The sequence below is a fragment of the Klebsiella sp. KP20-425-1 genome, from assembly GCF_025813515.1.
GTDB lineage: Bacteria > Pseudomonadota > Gammaproteobacteria > Enterobacterales > Enterobacteriaceae > Klebsiella > Klebsiella pneumoniae.
In genome coordinates this window covers 4770849-4796008 of sequence record NZ_CP109614.1, presented here as the reverse complement: position 1 = coordinate 4796008, position 25160 = coordinate 4770849, and the positions used below count along the sequence as shown (strand labels likewise).

At 54.0% G+C, this 25160-nt stretch carries 21 protein-coding genes and 1 tRNA gene; 6 read left to right on the top strand and 16 right to left on the bottom strand.

Translation table 11 applies throughout. The annotated features are described in order from the left end of the window. Nucleotide 1: 1 nt before the first annotated feature. Nucleotides 2–2449 (bottom strand): poly-beta-1,6 N-acetyl-D-glucosamine export porin PgaA, encoded by a 2448-nt coding sequence (pgaA, locus tag OHJ17_RS23420; protein WP_072196959.1) that lies wholly within the window; start codon nucleotides 2447–2449, stop codon nucleotides 2–4. A gap of 633 nt (nucleotides 2450–3082) precedes the next feature. On the opposite strand from pgaA, the gene OHJ17_RS23415 reads away from it, so the two are divergent. Further along, on the top strand, nucleotides 3083–3649 hold the full coding sequence (locus OHJ17_RS23415; protein WP_002885396.1) for a helix-turn-helix transcriptional regulator: 567 nt from the start codon (nucleotides 3083–3085) through the stop codon (nucleotides 3647–3649). Here the strand turns inward: OHJ17_RS23415 and OHJ17_RS23410 are convergent. Further along, the gene (locus OHJ17_RS23410) at nucleotides 3644–3766 is read right to left on the bottom strand and encodes a hypothetical protein (RefSeq protein WP_004146686.1); all 123 of its coding nucleotides are present in this window, start codon (nucleotides 3764–3766) and stop codon (nucleotides 3644–3646) included. The two genes, OHJ17_RS23415 and OHJ17_RS23410, sit on opposite strands and share 6 nt — an antisense overlap. Nucleotides 3767–3894: 128 nt before the next feature. Between OHJ17_RS23410 and OHJ17_RS23405 the strand changes: the two genes are divergently transcribed. Next, nucleotides 3895–4251 carry a PerC family transcriptional regulator gene (locus tag OHJ17_RS23405; protein WP_305953346.1) on the top strand — a complete coding sequence of 119 codons (357 nt, stop codon included), beginning with the start codon at nucleotides 3895–3897 and terminating at the stop codon, nucleotides 4249–4251. Nucleotides 4252–4586: 335 nt separating this feature from the next. Here OHJ17_RS23405 and OHJ17_RS23400 read toward each other — a convergent pair whose 3' ends face one another. The 10 genes from OHJ17_RS23400 to aspA all read right to left on the bottom strand — a co-directional run bounded on the left by OHJ17_RS23400 (nucleotide 4587) and on the right by aspA (nucleotide 15845). Next, nucleotides 4587–4994 carry a DUF943 family protein gene (locus OHJ17_RS23400; RefSeq protein ID WP_009484467.1) on the bottom strand — a complete coding sequence of 136 codons (408 nt, stop codon included), beginning with the start codon at nucleotides 4992–4994 and terminating at the stop codon, nucleotides 4587–4589. After that, the gene (locus tag OHJ17_RS23395; protein WP_023283142.1) at nucleotides 4987–6222 is read right to left on the bottom strand and encodes a PAAR domain-containing protein; all 1236 of its coding nucleotides are present in this window, start codon (nucleotides 6220–6222) and stop codon (nucleotides 4987–4989) included. Before OHJ17_RS23395 ends, OHJ17_RS23400 begins: the two co-directional genes overlap by 8 nt. Further along, nucleotides 6222–6698, bottom strand: coding sequence for a PAAR domain-containing protein (locus tag OHJ17_RS23390; RefSeq protein WP_009484465.1), 477 nt, complete (start codon nucleotides 6696–6698; stop codon nucleotides 6222–6224). The genes OHJ17_RS23395 and OHJ17_RS23390 overlap by 1 nt, the downstream gene beginning before the upstream one ends. Nucleotides 6699–7814: 1116 nt before the next feature. Beyond that, nucleotides 7815–7890, bottom strand: a tRNA-Phe gene (locus OHJ17_RS23385). A 115-nt stretch (nucleotides 7891–8005) separates the two neighbouring features. Beyond that, on the bottom strand, nucleotides 8006–10093 hold the full coding sequence (locus OHJ17_RS23380) for a DUF1176 domain-containing protein (protein WP_020325135.1): 2088 nt from the start codon (nucleotides 10091–10093) through the stop codon (nucleotides 8006–8008). A 67-nt stretch (nucleotides 10094–10160) separates the two neighbouring features. Then, nucleotides 10161–10736 (bottom strand): transcriptional regulator, encoded by a 576-nt coding sequence (locus tag OHJ17_RS23375; RefSeq protein ID WP_004218175.1) that lies wholly within the window; start codon nucleotides 10734–10736, stop codon nucleotides 10161–10163. 35 nt (nucleotides 10737–10771) lie between these two features. Then, entirely contained in the window at nucleotides 10772–12568 is a 1797-nt protein-coding gene (locus OHJ17_RS23370) for a protein-disulfide reductase DsbD (protein ID WP_032433770.1), read from the bottom strand. After that, on the bottom strand, nucleotides 12544–12867 hold the full coding sequence (cutA, locus tag OHJ17_RS23365) for a divalent cation tolerance protein CutA (RefSeq protein ID WP_002885422.1): 324 nt from the start codon (nucleotides 12865–12867) through the stop codon (nucleotides 12544–12546). The genes OHJ17_RS23370 and cutA overlap by 25 nt, the downstream gene beginning before the upstream one ends. Before the next feature lie 124 nt (nucleotides 12868–12991). Further along, nucleotides 12992–14293, bottom strand: a complete 1302-nt coding sequence (locus OHJ17_RS23360; RefSeq protein ID WP_002885423.1) for an anaerobic C4-dicarboxylate transporter — start codon at nucleotides 14291–14293, stop codon at nucleotides 12992–12994. A 115-nt stretch (nucleotides 14294–14408) separates the two neighbouring features. Further along, nucleotides 14409–15845 carry an aspartate ammonia-lyase gene (gene aspA / locus OHJ17_RS23355; protein ID WP_002885424.1) on the bottom strand — a complete coding sequence of 479 codons (1437 nt, stop codon included), beginning with the start codon at nucleotides 15843–15845 and terminating at the stop codon, nucleotides 14409–14411. A 337-nt stretch (nucleotides 15846–16182) separates the two neighbouring features. Here aspA and OHJ17_RS23350 point away from each other — a divergent pair, with 337 nt between their 5' ends. Then, nucleotides 16183–16659, top strand: coding sequence for an FxsA family protein (locus tag OHJ17_RS23350; protein WP_002885425.1), 477 nt, complete (start codon nucleotides 16183–16185; stop codon nucleotides 16657–16659). A gap of 50 nt (nucleotides 16660–16709) precedes the next feature. On the opposite strand, the gene yjeH is transcribed toward OHJ17_RS23350, so the two are convergent. Beyond that, nucleotides 16710–17960, bottom strand: a complete 1251-nt coding sequence (gene yjeH / locus OHJ17_RS23345) for an L-methionine/branched-chain amino acid transporter (RefSeq protein WP_032433771.1) — start codon at nucleotides 17958–17960, stop codon at nucleotides 16710–16712. A gap of 232 nt (nucleotides 17961–18192) precedes the next feature. Between yjeH and OHJ17_RS23340 the strand changes: the two genes are divergently transcribed. From OHJ17_RS23340 to OHJ17_RS23330, 3 genes are all read left to right on the top strand, one after another. Continuing rightward, on the top strand, nucleotides 18193–18486 hold the full coding sequence (locus tag OHJ17_RS23340; RefSeq protein WP_004152420.1) for a co-chaperone GroES: 294 nt from the start codon (nucleotides 18193–18195) through the stop codon (nucleotides 18484–18486). 37 nt (nucleotides 18487–18523) lie between these two features. Continuing rightward, on the top strand, nucleotides 18524–20170 hold the full coding sequence (gene groL, locus OHJ17_RS23335) for a chaperonin GroEL (protein ID WP_002885441.1): 1647 nt from the start codon (nucleotides 18524–18526) through the stop codon (nucleotides 20168–20170). 260 nt (nucleotides 20171–20430) lie between these two features. Continuing rightward, entirely contained in the window at nucleotides 20431–20784 is a 354-nt protein-coding gene (locus OHJ17_RS23330; protein ID WP_004152419.1) for a DUF4156 domain-containing protein, read from the top strand. Between the two features lie 54 nt (nucleotides 20785–20838). Here OHJ17_RS23330 and yjeJ read toward each other — a convergent pair whose 3' ends face one another. The 3 genes from yjeJ to OHJ17_RS23315 are packed head-to-tail and all read right to left on the bottom strand — an operon-like array spanning nucleotide 20839 to nucleotide 25119. Beyond that, nucleotides 20839–21702, bottom strand: coding sequence for a YjeJ family protein (gene yjeJ / locus OHJ17_RS23325; protein WP_023283143.1), 864 nt, complete (start codon nucleotides 21700–21702; stop codon nucleotides 20839–20841). 14 nt (nucleotides 21703–21716) lie between these two features. Continuing rightward, nucleotides 21717–23840: a peptidase domain-containing ABC transporter gene (locus tag OHJ17_RS23320; protein ID WP_114505213.1), complete on the bottom strand. Its 2124-nt coding sequence runs from the start codon at nucleotides 23838–23840 to the stop codon at nucleotides 21717–21719. Continuing rightward, nucleotides 23833–25119 carry an HlyD family secretion protein gene (locus OHJ17_RS23315; RefSeq protein WP_004177748.1) on the bottom strand — a complete coding sequence of 429 codons (1287 nt, stop codon included), beginning with the start codon at nucleotides 25117–25119 and terminating at the stop codon, nucleotides 23833–23835. Before OHJ17_RS23315 ends, OHJ17_RS23320 begins: the two co-directional genes overlap by 8 nt. Nucleotides 25120–25160: the final 41 nt, after the last annotated feature.

The window sequence follows — 25160 nt, the reverse complement described above, 5'->3', positions numbered from 1 at the left end:
CTTAAAACCGTATATTTGCATCAAGAGTGATGGCGAGGTTGTTTTCACGTTTGCCGTCGTAGGGGCGCTTATCCCAGTTCAGCATCAGCCCGGTGTCGACGACGTTGTTCCAGCGCAGGCGCTGCCCGTAACCCAGCACCGTGATCGCCCCGGCGGCGTGATTTTTTTGCCAGTAGCTGCCGCCGCCGGCCAGTAACTGCTGGCTCCAGACGGTGTCATAGCGCTGGTAAAGCGTGTGATCGACGGCCAGCGCCGCGGTGGCGGCGAGGTCCCGTGCCGGACTGTAGTAGGCGGTGTCGGTGCGGCTATTGGCGCTGGCCGACAGACCGGGCTGCAAATCCAGCGTTAACCATGGGGTTTGCCAGAGGCGTTCTTTACCGGAGAGGGTGTACTCCTGGCGGCGGTTGCGATCGGTAAACCGGCTGGCGGCCGCGCTGAAGCGGTACTCCCGGCGTTCGTTTGGAGACCAGCGCAGCCAGCCTTCGCCGCGGTTGGCGCTGACGCCGTTGCGTAACGCGCGCAGCGGCGTCTGCTGCGAAATCCGCTCCAGTTCGCCGCCCAGCTGCCAGCGATCGCTAACGTCATGGGCGGCGGAAAGGCGGACGCCGGGCTTGTTCTCGTCGTGAAAATTGACGCTGGAGAGCTCAAGCTCGCCCCAGTAGTCGCGCGGACGCCATTCAATACCGGCAAACAGCTGGCGACGGCTGCCTTTCCCCTCTTCAAAATTGCCTTCAGCGAAGCGGTGCCCGCCGAACAACCGCCAGCTGTCGGCTAGCGGCGGGCTGTAGATCGCCGTCTCAAAACTGAGGTCGTGCGTGCCGCTCACCGGGTTGTCGGAATGCAGCCCTTTGCCAACGCTCAGGCGCAGCTCGGAGAGATGATGGATCTCGCGCGCTCTGGCCAGGCGCTGGGTGTTCAGATCCCGTGGCGAGCGGGCGACGACGTCGTCAGCCAGCAGATCCATTTGCCGCCACTCCTGCAGATCGAGGGCGACCCAGGCCTGCTGGCGCTCCAGCTGCAGGCTGGCGGGTTCCAGAGATTCCGCCGCTTTTAGCTGGCGTTCGGCTGCCCGTGGCAATCCTCTCTCCTGCAGAAGGGCGGCATAGTCTATCTGCAGGCCCTGGTTTCCAGGGGCCGTCGCCGCCAGGCGCTGCATTCGGGCTTCGGCCTGCGGCAGGTCGTTGGTAGCCGCTAAATAGTGCACGTTAAGCGACTGTGCGGTGAGCCAGTCGTCGTTCGGCTGCGGCGTTGGCGAGCCGTAGAGACGACGGATGTAGGGCGCATTCCTGGTGAGGCGGGCAACATACCGTTGCGCCGCCGGGTACTGACCGGTGTCCAGCAGAGCGTAGAAAAGCTCGTGTTCCTCATTCTGTTGGCTTGTCAGCCACGAAGGATGCTGGTGGATAAGCGTCAGCGCAGGCTCAATTTGCTTAAGGGCGATAAAAGAGGAGATGACCCAGCCGATGGCCCAGTCGGGAACGGTCTGCTGCTGGGCGATCAGGCTTTGGTATTCGCGGATGACCTGCGCGTACTCGGCGCTGGCGTACAGCGCGCCCAGACGATCAATACGCGCCCGGATGATGTCGGGCGCAGCCTGTGGGTCGGGGTGCCAGGCGGCGATCATCGCGTCATACTGCGTGAGCGCTGTGCGGGCCAGCGCGTAACGCGCCTTTTCTTCGCGGGAAGGGGTATCGGCAAGGCGCACCAGTTCGGCGGCGGCGTTCAACTGCAAGTTACGCTTTTCCGCAGGCGTCAGTTCGACGCTATTCGCCAGGCCGAGAGCAGGGGAATCAATCCGGTTGCGGGTCAGGGTCGCCATCAGGCTGGCCAGCGCGGTTTTGTTTTGCGGTTCACGATCGAGGATCTGCGTGTCCACCAACAGCTGGTCCCAGCTTTTGCCCAGCCGCAGGTAGACATAGGAGAGCGTCTGCAGGTGCGCAACGCTCGCCTGCTCCGCCACCAGGCGACGCGCTTCGCTGAGCGCCTCGCCGTCCTTGCGGGCATCGGCGAGCGTTTTGATATAGCCGATACGATAGTCGTCGCTGCCAGGGGCCTGGCTGAGCGCCTGCTGCCAGAGGGTGAGCGAGGTTTGCCACTGCTTCTGGTTGCGCAGGGCCTGCGCCGCGGCGGCGGTGCCCCGTGCGGGAATCGGCATATAGACCTGGTAGCGTCGCCAGACTTTCACCACTTCATCGTCCTGACCGGCCCAGAGGGCCACCTGCAGCCAGTCCGCCACCTGAGAAGGGGTTAAGGCATGCCGCAGCTGGTACTGCTGAAGGTAACTGAGAAAGGGGGCGTACTGGCCTTGGCGCGCTTGCAAGATTTGCTGGTCATAGAGCGAATCCGCTCCCTGAACCAGCGCCGGGAAGAGCAAAAGCAAGCCGATTGATAGCGAGAGTTTCGTGTTGCGATTAAACAATAACGTATTTGAATAAGGTGATCTTTCCATTTCTATTTGCCATATGTTCATCAAGAATCCATTGCACAACACGACCGTCCTTTGACGGTGAGTTAAAGGATGAGGATGGTCCCATTTAGCTGACTGGCACTGCAGGTGAATGACCTATTGCAAACTAATAAACATATCTCCTGTTGATAAATGAATGGGTAATTTATACCCGATACGGCAACCGATAAATATGGATAAATTATGGTCTGCGTTTTAAGATAATTCTGTAAAATCGACTTCATTCGAACGGAAGTGTTCAAGTTGATTTCTTTAACCTACTGATATAAATAAAAAAGAAAGTCAGGTGGAATTTTGTTTCAAAATGGCGGTGTGACTTATATTTAGTTGGGGTTAGAGTTTTTTAGGCAATATTTAAGATGATTTCTGACAAAAATTCTCAATAGCAAAAAAAGCATCTTTTCTGTGGATTTTTTTTATTTATAATCAATCTGTTTATTTCCTGTCAGAACGCAAGGAGGGTTTTCACAGCCAGATTCAGATGCCGCGCTAATGATAAATCACAGGTCTCGTTATTTTCACTGCCATGCGAAGCGTTCCATAGGGGGAGGGAAAACGTCTGGTTGACGAGAATTTGTTGATTAAATGTTAAAGGGACGATTTGTGGCAACTTTAATGATATTGGTTACCCAAGATTACTATCTTTTTCAAGGTGTTAAGAATTTTTTTCCTGATATCATTCAGTTAGATTCTAGCGGAAAAGCGATTTTAGATAATGAGGTTGATGAAGTCTCTCTGCTGGTTGATAGCCGCTCGCCGCTTTGCCATTACGATTATCTCGTGCTGGCAGCGGCGAAATCCAGAAAGCGAATATGTTGTATCGTCCTCGATATGCGCCATCGGGAAGAGCATTTACTGAGCCTGAAATCGTTTTTAAACATGTCATTATCACCCGCGGATATGGCGACATTATTTGGCCTTTTTCTGGAGATGAATAGCAAGCGTCTGACCAAAGAGTGGTTTGACGATCTGCGCTTAAGTTTGTCTGAACAGTTAATGTTACGTTTACTCATGGCGGGGATGACCATGGAGGAGGTGGCCGTCAATCTCAATACGTCACTAAAAAGCCTTTACCGCAAGCGTACTGCGCTTTATGAGCGGTTGGGGTTAGATAATTTTAATGAAGCTTGCTTATTTATCTTTCGAAATAAGCTGCTGGAGCAGACCGAACGTTCGTTATGAAGCTTCGCTGTACAGAGAATGGATGTTATCGCAAGGTATTTGTTGACGAAAATCTAATAAATTAAATAGATATTGATAGGTACAACCGTCGATACCCGGCGGTATCGATGATGGCATTCGGCATATAATTCCGGAGCTCTTTGGAAGTATTTACCGCCAATGCGGTTTGCTATGCACAGCGATTATTATAATGAATATATTCCTTGCGCCGCACAGGAATAGTTTTGTCATAAATTAACACTACCATGGTATTCCGACTCACGCGTCGGAATACCATGAGATATCGTGAAAGCATCAGAGGAGCGAGGTGGATGAGAATAAGGGACAGTATTGCTGAGCGGTTAGAGGCATGCGGCCTCTACCGTCGGGCGGCATCCAGATGGATTGAGGTGATGCAGCGTTGCCTGGACGATGAGGACCGAGAGTGGATCCGTCACCATCGCAATCAGTGTCTGAAAAAGGCGCAACGTCCGCCGGCGCCGAAAGAGGAGTTTGCCGACCTCCACCAGGCGGCGAAAGAGACTCAATATCGTATGGGCATTGCGAAGCCCTATGGCGAAGCATTCAGACTGCCCGGCAAAGGGAAAACGGCCGCCGAGTAATGCCTTTCTTCACGACGTTTGCCTGACGGCTTCGCCTTATCCGGCCTACGGGTCCTCCACAGGTTCAAACAGCGTAGGCCCGCGCAAGCGCAGCGCCGCCGGGCGATACACATCAGACACCGTACCCGCGGTTGTGCCTGATGGCGGCATAAATGCCTTATCCTGCTTACAAATGGCATTGGGTCCACCCATGACATTCGTCCGTAGGTCCGCGCAAGAGCATGGGGTCAGTTCATTGCTGGGCGGTTTTTTCGTTTTCAAAGCAAGAGAATACGCATGAAAAAAGGATCTCAAGAAGATCCTTGTGATGTCACGTTCAGCCGTTAACAATTACGTTAATACGACTCATATTTAAGCCCGTAATTCCTACTCCACCTAACGTCAAAAAGGGGCTTTCTATCAATACACCGATCCTCTGTCGGGATGTCGTTAAAACAAAAAACCTCATCGGTAGAAAACAGTAGGTTTTCATCCGGTTCCGTGCGATATCCATCCCCAAAATCAACAATCCATACATGGTAAAAGCCGTCTTTACCCTCGTGTGGAATCCCGTACTTCGCCTGTATTACGGCCTTATTGGCTTCCCACCAGGCTATCTGACGACTTTTCAGGTATGGAAAATGCCTGACCAGAATCGTATTTCCATCGTGAACTGCCACAATCTCAACCGGGGACAGATACTGCCATAGTAGATAACCACCTACCGCAGCCGCTACAACCCCCGCTATCAGTCGCTTATTCACCCCGCCTCCCGCTGATTTCCACGGTCGCATTCATCTCGGTGATGAACGGCCTATAGCCGTATTTCACATAGCGCTGCTGCACAAACCAGATCCGGAAAATTCGGCCCTGATGAAAAACAGGGTTCAGGATATCCGCGTCATCAAGCCCGAAGTGGTCCTGTACCCGGTAGTGTACTTTCGCCCGGTAGCTGTCGCCCGTCACCTCCAGTGACTCGAGCGTGATATGCGTCGACCACGTATCATGGACGGTAATCACCAGCCCGTTAGTCTTATCGATCTGACGATCAAATTTAGGTAGAACAGCTTTATTAACTTCCTTAAAGTTGCCCTTTCCGTCGAATAAATCGTCCTTTTTACCGAGAGGAAGAAATCCATATTCGTAGCTAACAGCATCATCCAAGGCCCTTTTAATCCCCAACAACGAGCTATCACTCGAATGGTCATTCAGGATCTGCTCTTTCAGCGCCCTGTCCAGTAATGGGCTGCTGTACGGTGTGCCGCTGTTCCCCTGCATATGATTAATCATTTCGGTGATGATGTTTTTATATGGGCCATGGAAGGAGAATACCTTGGCAAGTCCCCGGAACTCATCAAACATCAGCCGGACACTTTCCTCCCGGCTGACCACGACCGGCGTACTTCCCGTCAGGCTGCCCGGATAAAATACACCATACGAACTGGCGGGCGCTGGTGGGACAAGGGTCAGCGTATACGGGTTCACTTTCGCCGAGACATCCGTCAGACCAAAGCGCTCTTTCAGTGCTTCCTCGCTCAGATCACCGTGGTGCATGTCCTTTGCGCCGTAGTCATCCATTGCCCTCTGCGTGGCATAAATCAGCGCCGGAAGGGGCATTGGCTGAGGCCCTTTAGCCTTCGCCTCATTCAGTTTTTTCCTGCTGGCTTCCCTCTCCCGTTCGGCAGCCAGCCCGGCATTGCAGTTATATTCGTAGGTGTTATCCAAATCTTGCGGAATGAATTTCGCCCGACACGGGCAGGAGCTGTAACTTTCGATGGAGCCTGCTAGCTGGCGGTTTACACCGCCTACTTCGTACATGTCGCCCATGCCACCACAAATACGGTAGATCCCCGGATGTTTTCCGCAGGTCACTTTATCGCTTTCCCGCGCCTGTGATCGCCCGAAAAATTCGGTGTCTTCAGCACCGGTGATAATTTTACCGCCACAGACGGTACGATCTCCCTGGAAAAGAAAATAGCCTTCCAGCGCCATCAGTGCTTATCTCCCGGCACAGTTAAAAAGCCATCCGGCAGTGCATCGCCCTCACGGAATACAAACATCTGACACCCCTGAGGTGTTGAAATGATTTCATCACCGTTATCCAGCATGCTGCCCACGAGCGCCATCGATTCCCCCTGCATCACCCGACCTTTACCGGCTCCGCAAATAATGGTCGCCTCACGTCCATCCGGATACACAACTTTATCTCCGACCCGCGCAGAATAGTGCCCGTCAAGGGTACTTTTGCCGGATGTCTCACGGATCACGCCACCATGACGGGTCAGGCTGCCAATCGTTGCACCCCGGAAAATATGGAGAACAGGGCGCTGTAACATTGATTCCATTTCTGCGACGAGTGACTGACGCGACTGTGGCTCAAGTTCTGACAGAAACTCATCGGTAAATGGCGGCTGACGCAGCCGTTCCAGTACATCAGTGGTCAGTTCATTGGTGTATTGCTGTGACATGGTAAATCCTTTTAGTGTATCTGGTTGCTCATTCCGCTCTGAGCGATCATGGATTAGAATTGAAGTTCGATCAGTGTTTCGCATCTGTTCGATCAATCGGGATGCGTTAACTTTTTATAGTGCTTTTAACCTGTTTTTCCCTCGCTTTCCACTACCAGCGAGCTTTTCCTCATCGACTTACCCTGCAGAACCACCCTGCGCGCGTTTTATACAGCAGCCTGTCCAGGATTACGTCTGCCGTTGTCAGGATCTCCATCAGTCCATGCTGTCCACTGGGAACTGATTCACTACGATGGTACTGCTTTGGCCGTAATGGTCTTAAGTGATCTCCAGCAGGCGTTTCTTCGTCCTCCAGGCCCGTGCAAGCGCAGCGCCGCCGGGCGATACACATTAGACGCCGTACCCGCGGTTGTGCCGGATGGCGGCATAAATGCCTTATCCGGCCTACGGGCCCTCCAGCAGGCGTTTCTTCGTCCTCCAGGCCCGCGCAAGCGCAGCGCCGCCGTGCGATACACATCAGACACCGTACCCGCGGTTGTGCCGGATGGCGGCATAAATGCCTTATCCGGCCTGCGGGTCCTCCACAGGCTCAAACAGCGTAGGCCCGCGCAAGCGCAGCGCCGCCGGGCGATACACATCAGATACCGTACCCGCGGTTGTGCCGGATGGCGGCATAAATGCCTTATCCGGCCTGCGGGTCCTCCACAGGTTCAAGCAGCGTAGGCCCGTGCAAGCGCAGCGCCGCCGGGCGATACACATCAGACGCCGTACCCGCGGTTGTGCCTGATGGCGGCATAAATGCCTTATCCGGCCTGCGGGTCCTCTGCTGGTTCAAACAGCGTAGGCCCGCGCAAGCGCAGCGCCGCCAGGCAGCGGGTGATAGAACGGAGTTCGATGAAGAGTCCGGATGTAGAAAAGCAAAAACCCGCCTTTTGGGCGGGTTCTTTAAATAGTGGTGCCCGGACTCGGACTAACGCCGCAGGCGTTGAACAGCGCGCTTGCCGCGCTGGCCCCGAAGGGGTGAGCCGCTGTGCGGCGAATAATCGAACGGAGTTCGATGAAGAGTCCGGATGCAGAAAAGCAAAAACCCGCCTTTTGGGCGGGTTCTTTAAATAGTGGTGCCCGGACTCGGAATCGAACCAAGGACACGGGGATTTTCAATCCCCTGCTCTACCGACTGAGCTATCCGGGCAACGGGGCGCATTAAACCGTAATCCGCCCACCCCGTCAACCAAATTTCTTAAATTACTTATCGATTGCTTATCTTTGCGGCAATTCTGCGTTCAAAGGCGCGTTTTGGCTTAACTTCACTGCATGCCGTTATCGCCCTCGCGGGTTTTCCAGCCGCTGGTAATGGCGATAACGTGGCGTAGTCCGGAGATGAGATAATCGCCAATGACCTCCTCGTCCTCACGCGGCGAGCTCAGGGTAATTTCCGCATCCACGCCGTGGCGATAGGCGCCATGATGGCTGAAAATGGTGCCGATATAACACTTCCCGTTCAGCCAGACCGGAATATAGGCCACCGTCTCATAGATATAGTTAACGGCGACGCCGCTGTAGTAGTTATCCGCCTCGTCAGCGGAGGTGCCCGGCGGGATGGGGCAGATCGGCGCGTCGTTGTCGCTGGCGGGTCTGTCTTTCAGCAGGCTGCCCTGCATTACCTCCAGCGAGCGCAGCAGGTCCGCTTTATCGCCGTCGCTCAGGCTGGGGGTCAGCGGCTGGTCTTTCTCCGGGGAGCGGATGCTGTTCAGCGTATAGCGATAGCGAACCGTCACCGCGGGCGTCTGGCTGGTGGTGCTGAACGGGCGTAGCAGGTAGAGGTTATCTTCGCCAAACTGGCCGTTGTACCACAGGGCATACACCTGGCCGTTGATTTTGACCCAGTGGTTCCACTGGTTAGCCCCGCGGCCATTAATGGAAAAGAGAGCGCCGGGCACCCCGGCATCGAAATCATCACCATTATCACTGTCGCTGCCGTTGACGGCGGCAAAATCATCATCACCTCGCTTGAGCACCCCGGTGTAGCTGAAGAGCCCGGTGCCGCCCACGTAGCTGTCGATGATCAGGTCGCGTTTGCCGTCGCCGTCGAGGTCGATAAGGGTAAAGCTGACTTTGCCGTTTTCTGAATCCGCGCTAATCGAGGAGCGCAGAAACGCCTGCCACTCATCATCGCTGATATCCGGGGACGGTTTACTGGTCGTGATCAGCGTATCGTCGGCGTAAGTGAGCGTGAAGTCGGTAATATGGCCGGTTAACGGAAACTGCTCGGCGACCTTATTCAGCGACAATTCTGGATCGCTTTTTTGCGCTTTCAACACTGCGTTATACAACGTGCGCAGAGCCAGGTTATCCGCCTCTTTCTGCTGCCTGGGGATCACCTGGCTGACAAAGGTCGGCAGCATCCAGGTGCCACCCGGGGTGATTTCCCGACACATACCGGTGCTGTACTTCAGGCTGGGGGTAAAGGTTTTACCATCCCAAACGCGCGTCTCGCCGGTGACGCAGTCGGCCATGCCCCGTTCTTTGTGCAAAAAGACGATAGCGCCGTCGGCGTAGCTGGAGGCCTCGGTAGTGAGTAGCCGCGGTTTGCTCAACTGGGCGTTATCGACCAGCCACAGGGCGTAACCGTCGTTATAGGGCGCTCGCCAGCAGAGCGCCTGCGCCAGAGAATGGGTTTTATCCAGCGCGGTCAGCGTGATCTGGCGATCTGCCGCCGGAATGGCCTGATTCTGCCAGTCGTCGCAGCGCTGGTTCAGCAGCGGCGTCAGGATGGGCAGCAGTTTCTGGCGCTGAAGCATACTCAACGGCACTGGCTGCGCGTTATGGAGAACCGGGGCGGCGATAATTTCCGGGGCGGGAGTGGCTGGCAAAATGGCATCGTCGCCGGCATCGCCTTTATCCAGCAGCGCATCGGCGGTGCCGGTGCGTCGCTGAAACGCATCCATTTTACCCAGCACCTCGCGGCTGCCGGCGCTGGAAAGCGGCAGGTGCTGGCCGTTAAGGGTGAATTCGATTTTGCGCTGATTCGTTAACGCCTGTAGCAGGGCGGTGGTCTGATCGCTGTCGAGGCGAAAGTGGCTGTCGTCGAGAGCGTCCAGCGCGCCAAAATCCCGGTCGTCGATCAGCAGGCTGGCGGTGGAGTCGGCGGGGATATCGTGCTCGATTTGCGCAAAGGTTACCGTGGCGGTGAGGTGCTGTTCGCTGCCCGCGTTGCGGGTCAACAGCACGCTGACCTCACCCATGCGGACGCCGTAACCCGCCGCCCGGCAGGCGCCGGTATTATCGCAGGCGAGCTCCCAGTCTTTTTGTGCAAAGGAAAAACCTTGCAGGGGAGCCGCCAGCAGGGGCGTAGAGCAGAGGCCCAGCCAGGCAGCCCAGAAGAACGCGCGCATATCAATCCCTGTCAGCAATCAGTGAGGGGGAAATTATAGGCGCGACGTGGCGGTTAGGATATCAGAATCAGGTCAAGGCGCCGCCCATACGGCACTGGGCGAAGCGTAGAATATCTTCAGCCAGCCGCCGGGCGGTATCCACATCCGTCTGGCTACGTTTGACCAGCAGACGGCTCAGACAGCCCTCGACAATCAGCTCCATCTGCTTGGCGACCATTTCCGGGTCATCCACCTCCAGCTGAGTCAGCAGCTCGTGAGTGTAGGCCAGCGAAGCCTGCTTCTGCTGTTCCGCCAGCTGGTGAATGGGGTGCTGAGGATCCGGGTAGAAGGTGCAGGCGGCGATAAACAGGCAGCCCGGGTACCGCTGGTTGCTTACGCAGGTGGTGAGTGCGGCATAGCGTGCCAGCAGCTTTTGCTCTGCGCTTAAGGTCTCGTCCAGCAGGAGCTGACGACGCCAGGCATCCACCTGCTGGCTCAGATAGCGAAGCGCGTCGTACAGCAGCGCTTCGCGGTCAGGCCAGAAGCGTTTCAGGTCGCTCGTCGGGCAGGACACGCGCTCAGCGACCATCTCCAGCGACGTGTTGGCGATACCTTCAATTTCAAGAATCTTAATGGCTTCTGCCAGGACGTCTTCACGTAGCACGGTGTTCTCCTCCATCTTTCCTCCTAAAGTGTCGCTCACGCTTGCCAATCGCGCAAATGGGCGCTGAATGCCGCGGCATCCATAAAGCCGGTGACTCGCCGCTCAGGCTGTTCCTGACCCTCAGCGTTAAAGAACAGGATCGTCGGCAGACCCAGCACCTGCAGGTGTTTCAGCAGCGCGACGTCTTGCGGGCTGTTCTTCGTCACATCAACCTGTAATAACACGGTGCCTTTCAGCGCCTGCTGCACGTCAGGTGAACTAAAGGTGTATTTTTCAAACTCTTTGCAGGCCACGCACCAGTCGGCGTAGAGATCGAGCATCACCGGTTGACCTTTCGCCTGCGCCAGCGCCTGGTCAAGCTCGGCCACCGAGCTGACGCGGGTGAAAGCCAGGTGCGCCTGCTGCTCGACCGCCGGGGCGCCAAACGCCCAGTCCTGCAGAGGCCGCGCGCTGACCAGCGCGGCGGCAAGCAGAATGATCTGTACCAGCCGCATCCACGGCCGGGTAGCGCCCAGCGAGGTGATAAACGCCCAGCTGAAGAAGGCGACACCGAGCATTGACCACAGCCGTAACCCCCACTGGTCGCCGAATATGCGTTCCAGCAGGAAGACGGGCAGGGCAAGGATCACAAACCCGAAGGCGGTTTTCACATGGCTCATCCACGGGCCGCTTTTCGGCAGCAGGCGATTGCCAAACACGGTCACAAGGATCAACGGCAGACCCATGCCCAGCGCGTAAAGGTACAGCGTGCCGCCGCCCAGCCACAGATTACCGCTCTGGGCGATATACAACAGAATGGCGCTTAGCGGCGCGGTAGTGCAGGGGGAGCAGATCAGCCCGGCAATAGCGCCCATCGCAAAGACCCCGCCGGGCGAGCCGCCCTGGCGCTTATTGCTGAGCAGCGTCAGCCGGGTCTGCAGCGACGACGGCAGCTGCAGCGTGAACAGGCCGAACATGGAGAGCGCCAGCAGTATAAACACCGCCGACAGGCCGACCAGGACATATGGGTGCTGCAGGGCCGCCTGGAACTGCAGCCCGGCGGCGGCTACCACCAACCCCAGCGCGGTATAGGTCAGGGCCATCCCCTGGACGTAAATAAAGGCCAGCAGCAGGGCGCGCGCGGTGGAAAGCCGCTGTTTTCCGCCCAGCACGATGCCCGAAATCAGCGGGTACATCGGCAGCACGCAGGGGGTGAAGGCGATACCAATGCCAATCAGCAGCGCCCACAGGGCGGTGAAGGGCAGACGAGCGGGGACGTCTGCTGGCGGCGCCATGGCAGGCGCCTGCGGCACGGCGTTCTCCTCCATCGGGCGCGGTTCAACCGGCAGCGGCGGATTGAAGGCCGGACGATGGTTCAGCGACGACACGGGCGCGGCGGCGGTTGGCTGAGCGTCGTTTGAGGCCGCCCGCACGGCGCTCAGCGGGATCACTTTAGTCTCCGGCGGATAACAGAATCCGGCATCGGCGCAGCCCTGCCAGGTGACGGTGAGAGTAGCCTCTTTGTCCGCCTCCTTCACCGTCACCGGCACGGTCAGGCGTTGGCGAAAGATCTCGCTTTTGCCGTAAAACTCATCTTCATGCCACTCTCCCGCCGGCAGCGCCGGTTCGTCGATCGTCGCCCCGGCGGCGCTGAAGGTAAACTGTTGACGATAAAGATAATAACCATCCTTGATTTGCCAGCTCAGGTTGACGTCATGCTGTTGCTGCTGAAAGTCAAAGGCGAAAGCTTGATCAGCAGGCACGAAGTTCGAGCGCCCCGGCGCGTCGAATAACCCGGCGGTGGCTGATGTGCTGCACAGCAGCAGGATCAGCGTAATGATGCGGTAAGCCATGAGAGGTAATCGTTGTCTCCATGCGTGACGGGTAGAACCAGCAGTTCTGGGGTTTGATACGGGTGGTGTGACTTCAGGCAGTCCAGCAGCGCCTGCTGATGGGCAAGGTCAGTTTTGAGTAGCATCTGCACTTCATACTCCTGCTCGAGTTTCCCTTCCCAGTAATACAGAGAGGTAGCCCCCGGCAGCAGCGTGGCGCAGGCTGCCACCTTTTCCGCCAGCGCTTTTGCCGCCAGATCCTGGGCGGTCGCTTCGTCCGGCGCGGTACAGAGCACAACAACAGCATCAGGCGTAGTCATCATGAACCTCGTATCAGCGAAAAGAGGCACTATAACACGCAAGATGCGGGGATATTAGCGTAACGAGCGGGGAAAGTGAGGGCAACGGAAGGCGGGCCCGTAGTGGGCCCGCCGCCAGCGGTATTTACAGCATAATCCCGCCAAAGATAAAGCCGAGGATCACGCACAGCGTGATAGCGATAACGCCGGGGATCAGGAAGGCGTGGTTAAAGACATATTTACCAATGCGGGTTGAGCCGGTGTCGTCCATCTCTACCGCCGCCAGCAGGGTTGGGTAGGTCGGTAGAACGAACAGCGCCGAGACCGCGGCAAACGAGGCGATAGCCGTCAGCGGGCTGACGCCCAGCAGCAGCGCGGCAGGCATCAACGCCTTGGTAGTGGCTGCCTGCGAGTAGAGCAGCGTGGCGGCGAAAAACAGTACCACCGCCAGCAGCCATGGGTAATTGTGCAGCAGATCGCCGGCCACGGCCTGGATGTCGCTGATATGCGCTTTAACGAAGGTATCTCCCAGCCAGGCGACGCCGAGGACGCAGACGCAGGCGCTCATCCCGGACTTAAAGGTGCTGGCGTTGAGCACTTCGCCGGTGTCGATTTTGCAGGTGATGCTAATCAGGGTGGCGATGGTCAGCATAAATACCACGATCGCCTCGTTACGCGGCAGCACCGGGTTCTTAATCAGGCCGACGGTATCGCTGATGGCCGTGGCGTAGAACATCACCGCCACGATGCCGATCAAAAACAGCAGGACAGAGCGTTTGGCGTGCGGCTGCAGCTCAAATACCTGGCTGCCGCGCAGTCTGACTTCCCCCTTGGCCAGCCGCTCCTGGTAAACCGGATCGTCTTTCAGTTCGCAGCCGAGGAAGTTGCAGACGATAGCGGTGAGCATCACCGCCAGCAGCGTGACCGGAATACAGATGGCCAGCAGCGTCAAATAGCTAACGCCCAGCGGTTCAAGGATACCTGCGAAAAAGACCACTGCGGCGGAAATGGGCGAGGCGGTGATCGCTATCTGGGAGGCCACCACCGCAATCGACAGTGGACGAGACGGACGAATTCCTTGCTCTTTGGCAACTTCGGTGATCACCGGCAGCGTGGAGAAGGCGGTATGGCCGGTGCCAGCGAGCACGGTCATAAACCAGGTCACCAGCGGGGCAAGGAAGGTAATGTACTTCGGGTGGCGGCGCAGCATCCGTTCGGCGAGGCTGACCAGGTAATCCATCCCGCCGGCGACCTGCATGGCGGCGATAGCGGCAATCACCGCCATAATGATTTCAATAACGTCGAAGGGGATCGCACCCGGTTTAATTTGAAAAATAAGCGTCAGGACAAGGACGCCAAGGCCACCGGCAAAGCCGATACCGATGCCGCCGAGCCGGGCGCCGAGATAAATCGCCAGCAGGACAATAACCAGTTCTGCACCAAACATATATGCCTTCCTTGTTTTTTAACAAGTTGATATTGAATTGTTGTATTTTAGTAAAACCAAAAAGCAAAAAAGGCATGTCATCGCTGACATGCCTTTGAATGACTAACCTGAAAGATTACTGTTCGCTTTCATCGGTATAACGCTTTGCTTTATAAGCGGGATGCATCAGGTTTTGCGCAGAGAAAATATCATCCAACTCCGCCGCCGTCAGCAGTCCGCGCTCCAGCACCACTTCCCGTACGCTCTTGCCGGTTTCGGCACAGATCTTGCCGACGATATCGCCATTGTGGTGGCCGATAAACGGGTTGAGGTAGGTGACGATGCCGATGGAGTTGTAGACGTAGCCTTCACATACCGCTTTATTGGCGGTGATGCCGTTAACGCATTTCTCCAGCAGGTTGTAGCAGGCGTTGGTCAGGATATGAATCGACTCGAACATCGCCTGGCCGATTACCGGCTCCATCACGTTCAACTGCAGCTGACCGGCTTCGGAGGCCATGGTCACAGTGGTATCGTTGCCGATAACTTTGAAGCAGACCTGGTTGACCACCTCCGGCACCACCGGGTTAACCTTCGCCGGCATGATTGAAGAGCCAGCCTGCAGCTCAGGCAGGTTGATTTCGTTGAGGCCCGCGCGCGGACCGGAAGAGAGCAGGCGCAGGTCGTTACAGATCTTGGACAGTTTCACCGCCAGGCGTTTCAGCGAGCTGTGAACCATAACGTACGCTCCGCAGTCCGAGGTGGCTTCAATCAGATCTTCCGCCGGGACGACAGGTAAGTTGCTTACTTCAGCCAGCTTCTGCACCGCCAGCTGTTGATAGCCGTCCGGGGTGTTGAGGCGAGTACCAATGGCGGTGGCGCCGAGGTTCACCTCCAGCAGCAGCTCCGCAGTGCGCAGAATGCTTTTGGTCTCTTCATTAAGCAGCACATTGAAGGCATGGAACTCCTGGCCGAGGGTCATCGGCACCGCGTCCTGCAGCTGGGTGCGGCCCATTTTGAGGATGTCCTGGAACTCCACGGCTTTCGCCTGGAAGCCTTCGCCCAGCTGTTTAATCGCATCGATTAACTTAAGGATGGAGGCATACACCGCAATGCGGAACCCGGTGGGGTAAGCATCGTTGGTGGACTGGCATTTGTTGACATGATCGTTTGGGTTCAGGTACTGGTATTCGCCTTTCTGGTGGCCCATCAGCTCAAGGCCAATGTTCGCCAGGACTTCGTTGGTGTTCATGTTTACGGAGGTACCGGCCCCGCCCTGGAAGACATCGACCGGGAACTGGTCCATGCATTTGCCGTTATTCAGGACTTCGTCACAGGCGGCGATAATCGCATTTGCCGCGCTTTTGGGAATGGTCTGCAGCTCCTTGTTCGCCAGCGCGGCGGCTTTCTTAACCATGACCATGCCGCGCACGAATTCTGGTATGTCGCTGATTTTGCTGTTGCTAATGTAGAAGTTTTCAATCGCTCGCAGAGTATGAACGCCGTAGTAAGCGTCCGCGGGAACTTCCCTGGTGCCCAACAGATCTTCTTCGATACGAATGTTGTTTAACATGTGAACCTTCTTTTCAAGCTGCCAATGAATTCACCAAACACACAGAATATCCAGTATTCAGTATATTTTCTGGCCGACGATTATTTCCTTAACCGGCCCGGTGCCCAAGATCATATGCTGATGATAGCGAATATCAGTAAGCTTGATCACTTATTACATTGCGGGTATGAGAAGATTTATTAATCTGTGAAATGGGTCACCGCTTTCTTATTCCTGAGAAAAATAAGCCTTTCCGCTGATTGAAAAGCCGCTCAGCATCCCCATGTTAGTGGGATGCGATCAGCAAATTGATGATTACGGGCGCTGAACGCAGCGCCCGTTGATGAAGGAGACGCCGGTGCGTTGGATTCCGTTTATTGCTTTTTTTCTTTACGTTTACATTGAGATATCGATCTTTATCCAGGTTGCGCACGTGCTGGGCGTCTTTATGACCCTGATCCTGGTGATCTTTAGCTCGGTGGTAGGGATGTCGCTGGTGCGTAACCAGGGCTTCAAAAACTTCCTGCTGATGCAGCAGAAGATGGCCGCGGGCGAGAGCCCGGCGGCGGAGATGATCAAGAGCGTATCGCTGATTATCGCTGGTCTGCTGCTGTTGCTCCCGGGGTTCTTTACCGACTTCCTCGGCCTGCTGCTATTGCTGCCGCCGGTGCAAAAGCATTTGACGATGAAGCTGATGCCGCACCTGCGCTTCAGCCGGATGCCGGGCGGCGGCTTTAGCGCCGGAACTGGCGGCGGAGAGACCTTCGAAGGGGAATTCCAGCGCAAAGATGAGCAGCGCGACCGTCTGGACCATAAGGACGATCGCCGCGATTAACATTCCCCGGCCCGGTCAGCAGATGCGACCGGGCCGCTTTCTTTGCAGGCCTACGCGCTTCCCGTCGCCAGCTTGCGCCTGGGTAAAAACAGCCACAGCCCCGCCAGCATCACCAGCGCGTACAGGCTTTTCCAGCCGACCATCGCCAGCAGCAGCAGACAGAGAATGCTGCCCACCACCGCCAATAGCCGATAGCGACCGCGAAGCAAACGACAACCCGCCAGCATGCACAGCAGATAGATCATGATGAAAATGCCATTGGCGTAAACGATCAGCGCGTCCAGATTGATATCGAGCAGATAGATGCCAAGGGTGCTAACTACGCAGGATCCCAGCACGGCGTTGAGGGCGTTGCGCGGGATCTGCCGTGGCGACAGCCTTGCGAGGTAGCTGTGTGGCTTATGCTGCGCTTGCGACCAGACCAGGCGGGCAAAGCTTTGAATATAGATGTTGAGGCTGGCGAAACAGGCGAGATAGCCGATGACGCAGGCTACCCACAGCGCTTCGACGCCGAACAGACGGACCACGATATTCGGTAATGACGCCGCCGCCGCCATCTCCTCGCCAAAGGCGTGGAAGTGCAGCACCAGTACGGTGCAGGCCCAGTAGACCGAGCCGGCAAGCAGCAGGCCTATCATCAGCGCCCTGGGGAAATCACGCTCGGGATGTTTAAACTCCGAGGCGAGATGCGCGAAGGCTTCCAGACCGACAAAGCACCAGAACATCACCGACAGCGCCGAAAAGAGCTGCCCGCGGTCAATCTCCGCCGGGGCCGGGAAGGGGATCTGCGCCGGGCTTATCCCGCCGCGCCACCAGACTACGACGATCAGCGCCACAATCAGTACGGCAACCAACGTCTGCAGGTTGGCGCTGGAGCTGGCGCCACGCGAACCGACCCACCAGACGATGGCCAGGGTGCCCAGCTCCGCCAGCAGCAGCTGCGCATCATGCCAGCCGAACAGCGCCTGGCCAAAACCGGTGGCGATGTGCAGGGCGGCGGGGAGTCCGACCGGGATAACCGATAAAAACAGCCAGCCGGTGACGCTGGCCAGACGTGGCCCAAAGGCCATATCGACAAAGTGGGCCACGCCGCCCGCGCTGGGAAAATGGCGGCCGAGCAGGGCGAAGACGATGGCAATCGGGAAAACAAGGAGAATGAGCAGCGGCCATGCCCACAGGCTGTTATCGCCAGCGACCAGCGCCGCCAGCGCCGGGACGGCGAAGACGCCGGTACCCAGCAATGAGGTGGAAAGCAACCCAACTCCCTGTCCCAGCCCTAACTCCTGTTTTAAACCACTCATGATTCAATCCTGCGCCAGTGAAAAAAAAGAGAGTATCACAATCGCTTTTCCTTATGACCGATTGCCTGACATGGCCGCTTTTTGTGCGCCAGCGCAAAGGTAAAAATTTTTTTTAATTTTGCCCTTGAAGCCGGAAATGGCCATCCCCATCTCTCTCTGCACTAGCCGGTAAACCGCGTTCGGCCCGGCGTCACCCATAACTGATAATGACTTTCTCGAAGGAGAGCTATCAATGAGTATTCGTCCGTTACATGATCGTGTGATCGTCAAACGTAAAGAAGTTGAAACCAAATCTGCGGGCGGCATCGTTCTGACCGGTTCTGCAGCAGCTAAGTCAACTCGTGGCGAAATCATCGCTGTCGGTAAAGGCCGCATCCTGGAAAACGGGACCGTGCAGCCGCTGGACGTTAAAGTTGGTGACATCGTGATTTTCAACGATGGCTACGGCGTGAAGACTGAAAAGATCGACAACGAAGAAGTACTGATCATGTCCGAAAGCGACATCCTGGCAATTGTTGAAGCTTAATTCGCACGACCCTGAACGAATTTGAGGAATAAAAGAAATGGCAGCAAAAGACGTAAAATTCGGTAACGACGCTCGTGTAAAAATGCTGCGCGGCGTAAACGTACTGGCAGATGCAGTTAAAGTGACCCTGGGCCCGAAAGGCCGTAACGTAGTTCTGGACAAATCCTTCGGCGCGCCGACCATCACCAAAGATGGTGTTTCCGTTGCACGTGAAATCGAACTGGAAGACAAGTTCGAAAACATGGGCGCGCAGATGGTGAAAGAAGTTGCCTCTAAAGCGAACGACGCGGCAGGCGACGGTACCACCACCGCAACCGTACTCGCTCAGGCTATCGTGAACGAAGGCCTGAAAGCTGTTGCAGCAGGCATGAACCCGATGGATCTGAAACGCGGTATCGACAAAGCGGTACTGGCTGCAGTAGAAGAGCTGAAAGCGCTGTCCGTTCCGTGCTCTGACTCCAAAGCTATCGCTCAGGTAGGTACCATCTCCGCTAACTCCGACGAAACCGTCGGTAAACTGATCGCGGAAGCGATGGATAAAGTTGGTAAAGAAGGCGTGATCACCGTTGAAGACGGTACCGGTCTGGAAGACGAACTGGACGTAGTTGAAGGTATGCAGTTCGACCGCGGCTACCTGTCTCCGTACTTCATCAACAAGCCGGACACCGGTGCCGTTGAGCTGGAAAGCCCGTTCATCCTGCTGGCTGACAAAAAAATCTCCAACATCCGCGAAATGCTGCCGGTTCTGGAAGCCGTAGCGAAAGCTGGCAAACCGCTGGTCATCATCGCTGAAGACGTTGAAGGCGAAGCGCTGGCGACCCTGGTGGTTAACACCATGCGCGGCATCGTTAAAGTGGCTGCGGTGAAAGCACCGGGCTTCGGCGACCGTCGTAAAGCTATGCTGCAGGACATCGCTACTCTGACTGGCGGTACCGTTATCTCTGAAGAGATCGGTATGGAGCTGGAAAAAGCGACTCTGGAAGACCTGGGCCAGGCGAAACGCGTGGTTATCAACAAAGACACCACCACCATCATCGATGGCGTTGGCGAAGAATCCGCAATCCAGGGCCGCGTAGCTCAGATCCGTAAGCAGATCGAAGAAGCGACCTCCGACTACGATCGTGAAAAACTGCAGGAACGTGTCGCTAAACTGGCTGGCGGCGTGGCAGTAATCAAAGTCGGTGCGGCTACCGAAGTTGAAATGAAAGAGAAAAAAGCACGCGTCGACGACGCCCTGCACGCAACCCGTGCTGCGGTTGAAGAAGGCGTGGTGGCTGGCGGCGGCGTAGCGCTGGTTCGCGTTGCGGCGAAACTCGCTGGCCTGACCGGTCAGAACGAAGATCAGAACGTCGGTATCAAAGTTGCGCTGCGCGCAATGGAAGCGCCGCTGCGTCAGATCGTTTCCAACGCCGGTGAAGAGCCGTCTGTTGTGGCAAACAACGTGAAAGCAGGCGACGGTAACTACGGTTACAACGCAGCAACTGAAGAATACGGCAACATGATCGACTTCGGTATCCTGGACCCAACCAAAGTCACCCGTTCTGCACTGCAGTACGCGGCTTCCGTGGCTGGCCTGATGATTACCACCGAGTGCATGGTGACCGACCTGCCGAAAGGCGACGCGCCTGACTTAGGTGCTGCTGGCGGTATGGGCGGCATGGGCGGTATGGGCGGCATGATGTAATCGTGCGCTCTACGGCATAAAAAAGCAGAAACCCCTGGCCAGCAATGGCTGGGGGTTTTTCTTTTGGCGCGCTTTTTAGTATAAGGCTTATACATAAAAATCATTTAAGCTGCATCAGAGCGGCAAGCACCTCTGTTTCGGGCGTGAACTGACAAGCGCGACCGGGGAGGAAATGAACGCGGCTCATGCCGACGCAGTTTGAAGGATGACAGATTTACATCCGGGCCAGTGCGTCCAGCTCATCGATCATGGGGAATAACATGCAGGTAAAATATTTAGCAGGGATTGTCGGCGCAGCCTTACTGTTGGCAGGTTGCAGTTCCAGCAATGAATTAACCTCTGCCGGCCAGAATGTGCGCTTCGTGCAGGAGAAGCCGGGCGCAGAGTGTCAGCTGTTAGGGACCGCGACGGGTAAACAGAGCAACTGGCTCTCCGGCCAGAATGGCGATGAGGGTGGTTCCATGCGCGGTGCGGCAAACGCCCTGCGCAACCAGGCGGCAGCGATGGGCGGCAACGTGATTTACGGCGTCAGCAGCCCGACGCAAAACCTGCTGTCGAGCTTTGTGCCTACCGACAGCGAAATGAACGGCCAGGTTTATAAGTGCCCGAACTGATGCGTGACGCCTCTCTCCGCGAGCGCAGAGAGAGGCGTGGTCGTTAGATGAGGATCAGGCGCTAAGCTCCGCTTTCTTTTCAAGGTAGAAGGCGTGTAGGGGACGCAGGCACTCTTCCAGACTGAGCATTCTTCCCGGCTGGGAAGGGATAATGGTACTGAAGATCTGGCATGGCGCCAGCTCCGCGTGCATCGCCTTGAGCTTGGGGCTTTTCTCGATAAGCCACATCACAACGTTATTTTCCAGTTCCGACAAATGCGGCGCGCTGGTTTTGACCACCGCTCCGGAGACAATTTTCTTGCCTTCGTCTGTCTCGCAGCAGTACAGCACGCCCAGATAATGGGAAAACAGGTTTAGCTTCCAGTCTTCCTGGGGGTGTTGCTGGTAATCGATATTGGGCTGAGTGGTTAAGTCGACGGTATAGCACATTAAAAAATCCATATTTGAACTTAAATACTGAACCAGTTCCTGGTCGCCGACTGTTTTTAATGCTTGTTGAATACCGATAATTAATGCTTCGATTTGCAGATCGTCAATACATAAAGTACTAATTTGTTCATCCTGAAATACAAGAATTAACGTTGACTGTGTTTCGCCAGGTTTGAGCGTAATGGACATGATTCGCCGCTCAGGGGATGGTTGCTGTATTTCAGCCGTCTCAACCTGAGGAATATTGGCAACAAGTGCCTCATTATACGTGATAAGTTCATCTTTATAGGCCTCTCCCTGGTTTTCAAGCCGCTGGAAAATCACAGCCATTCTGCTCTGCAGTATCAGGAGCAGATCAGCTAGCACCGGTGCCTGAAGATAGTAAATCTCGCAAAAGCCATTTTCCTTCTTAACTTTCAGCAGCAACGCTAAAAATCGCTCTTCAAAGGTAATTCCTGCGGTATTAAAACCTATAAACGTTCCTTGCATATTCTTCTCCTTTATTAAGCAGTAGTCACCGACTTCGATTGTGAGAGATCGATAACACGATCGGCGGATGCAATGGTCGATGGTCGATGCGCGACGATAATGCGGGTGATACTTAGCGCTGAAATAGACTGATTGATAACCGACTCATTTCTGAGGTCAAGATGGCTGGTAGCCTCATCCATGAATAAAATACTCGGTTTGCGATACAGTGCGCGGGCGATCAGGATACGCTGCTTTTGCCCACCTGAAATACCCAGCCCAAGTTCGCCGACAATGGTTTCGTATCCCATAGCCATCTTCATAATTTCATCATGAATGTTGCACCGTCTGGCACACTCCATCACAAAATCAAGATCGGCGCTATCATCGAAGCCACTTATATTATCAATAAGGGAGCCGGAAAAGAGACGGTCTTCCTGGAGTACGCAGGCGATACCAAGACGATAGTTATTCAAACCAATCTTTTTAATCTCCAGATTATCCGCCAGTATTTCGCCGGAATCCGGCGAGAGCAGTCCGCACATAACTTTTAATAGTGTGGTTTTCCCTACGCCAGATGGGCCAATTAACGCAACTGATTCTCCAGGAGCAACGGTTATGTTCAAATTTGTAAAGATGGGTTGTGAAAAAGGATCGTATTGATAACTAAGATTTCTCACTTCAAGTTTTACGCCAGTGTTTTCCGTAAAAACACGCCGCGATGGAAGTTCTTTTTCTGGTTCACTAAATGCTATTTCTGATAGACGTTCGTTGTGCAGTGAGAGCATACGAAGTTGCATCACCAAATCAATGAGATTCGATGCACGTTGAGAAAACTGACCCCGATAGGCGTTAAATGCCATAAACATACCGAGCGTCATCTCATTATCAATTACCATAATGGCACCCAACCACAGTACCACTACCTGATCGATTGAGGTGATAAAGGTATTAATGCCACCAAACATCATATCGAATCGAGTTTGCTTTATACCTGCATTGCTGGCGTCAACGTTAAGATTCAGCCAATGCTGTGAGCGACGTTCTTTTAAATTCAGTGCTTTGATCGTAGAAATGCCATAAAGTGACTCCATAAAGTGGGAGTTAGCACGTGCGCCTTTGATGACCTGTTCTTCCGTTACGCGACGATAAAAGCTATAGGTAGCAAAGCGCATAATCGCATAGCAAATGGTAAAGCCGATGACGACCCAGACTAACCAACCACCATATAAGGTCAGCATCACCAATAAACCGATTGTCATTATCGAGTCGATGATGCCGGTAACGATACTATTGGTAAATATTGAGCGAATCGTATCCAAAGACGAGAAGCGAGACTGAATATCACCTAAATGCCTTTTCTCAAAAAAGGATAATGGCAAACTTGTCAGATGATCGAATAACGTCGTTTTCCACTGAATATTTGTCAGGGTATTTAACGTTAACGACGTCCATGCACGTAGCATGCTAATAAACGTGCGGAATAGGGTAAAAAATATCAACCCGATACAGATAACAGACAGTAAGCTTTGGTCGTGAGCCATAATCACATGGTCAGTGACTAGCTGTGTACCAATCGGTAACAGGAGTCCGATAGCTTCTACCACTACAGAGTAAGCAAAGATCTTAATCAGTGCTGATTTTAAACCAACAATTTTATGCATTAAATCCAGCAATCGTAATCGGGATTTTGCTTCTTCTTGCTGGAAGTTATGATCGGGCCAAAGTTCAAGCGCTACACCGGTAAAATTGTTTGACATCTCATTGATGCCAATGATTCTTTTACCCAACGCCGGATCGTGAATAACAAATCCGTTTTTCCTTACCTTTGTAAGAACAACGTAGTGGTTCATCCCCCAGTGGATGATGCAGGGGAGTTTAAGCTGCTTTATTTCATCAAGGTCAAGAGCTAACGCCCGGCTTTTTAAGCCGGCATGCTTTGCAGTTTTGCTTAGAGACATTAGTGAGGAGCCCTGGGAGGGGCTACCAAACCGCTGACGGAAATTAAACAGATCGATATTCAACCCATAAAAACCACAGACCATTGCCAGACAGGCAATTCCACATTCTGATGATTCTGACTGAAGAATAACGGGCGTTTTGTTAACAAGAGAAAAATTTAACTTTGCAACAACAGTTTTGAAAAGTTCGTTAGTCATGGATCGGCCCAGTAATGCTTTGAGTTATCTTATACACAGGGGTAAACATCCACATATAGAGCGGACGCTCTTCCAGGAATACAACAGCTTGAGCCTTGAGGCCATTTGAAAGCGAAAGCGTTTTACCATTATATTCAAAGGTTTTGTTTTCAATTTTCACAATGGTCTTATAGAGCGCCAGTTCCTGCTGGTTTGTGCCGTTCGTAACATTGGTATACTCAGACATTTCTTGTCGAGATGTGGGAACAGAAGATATTGAAAGTATTTTTCCCGGGAATTGACCAAATTTATCTGATGGGAATGCAGCATAACGAATGTTAATTTCATCCCCAGGTTTTACATAAGGTATACTATTGTTAGGTAACCATAAAATAAGATAATACTCTATATCACCGGTAGGTTTTATCTGTGCTAGACTGCTGCCTTTATCAACCATTTGGCCTTTAGTGACGGTCAATGATTCAATACGGCCTTCAGTCGTTGCTTTAATAATAATGTTACCGTTTGCGTTTGATTCAACCAGTTGATTTTTATAATCATTAATCTGGTTTTCTTGTGACGAGATTTGATTGTCAAAATCAGCTATTTTTGTAATTTTATCACTATTGAGCTGAGTGACCTGCGATTCCAGTTGCATTTTCTGACTCACCAGAGACTGGTAAGTGCTTTGTTGTTGAAAATACAAAGAGTGTTGATAGTTATATTGGTCTTTGGTAATCAGTCCGTCACTTAAATACTTATCATAGCTGGATAGATTATCATGCATTTTCTTTAATCCAGCCTGGGCGTTAGCCAACATGCGATTAGTTTCTTTTAACGAATCATTGATTGTTTTTAACTGCTTCTCTAAAGAAATGGTTGTTTCTTCTTTATTATGATTCAGTTTTGAAATGATATCTTCAGCATTTGCGATCTTTTCATTAATGACCTCTATTTGTACCGCACTAACATTACCCGTTGTGGTGTTCCGGGAAATGTCGATCTCATATAACGGCTGGCCTTTGGTCACAATATCGCCGACTTTTACATATTGGGAGATAACAAAGCCTTGCTGCGGGGCATAAACGTTGACAGAGTGAGGTAGAGTAATGACCTCTCCCTGAACGTCGATTCTCTGGGTAAAGGAGCAAAATACTGTGGTGGCTATCAGGATCGCAAGAAAAGCAAAAGAGAGTAATGCAACAAGCCATGCTGGAAGCCCTGCGAGCAGCAGTGCCTTTCCTTTCCAGTGATGCTTTTTATACTCAATCGCTTCCTTGCGATAGATTTTTTTTAACATAGTTATCGCTTAAATTATAAAATGAAAAGGCCCGATACGTC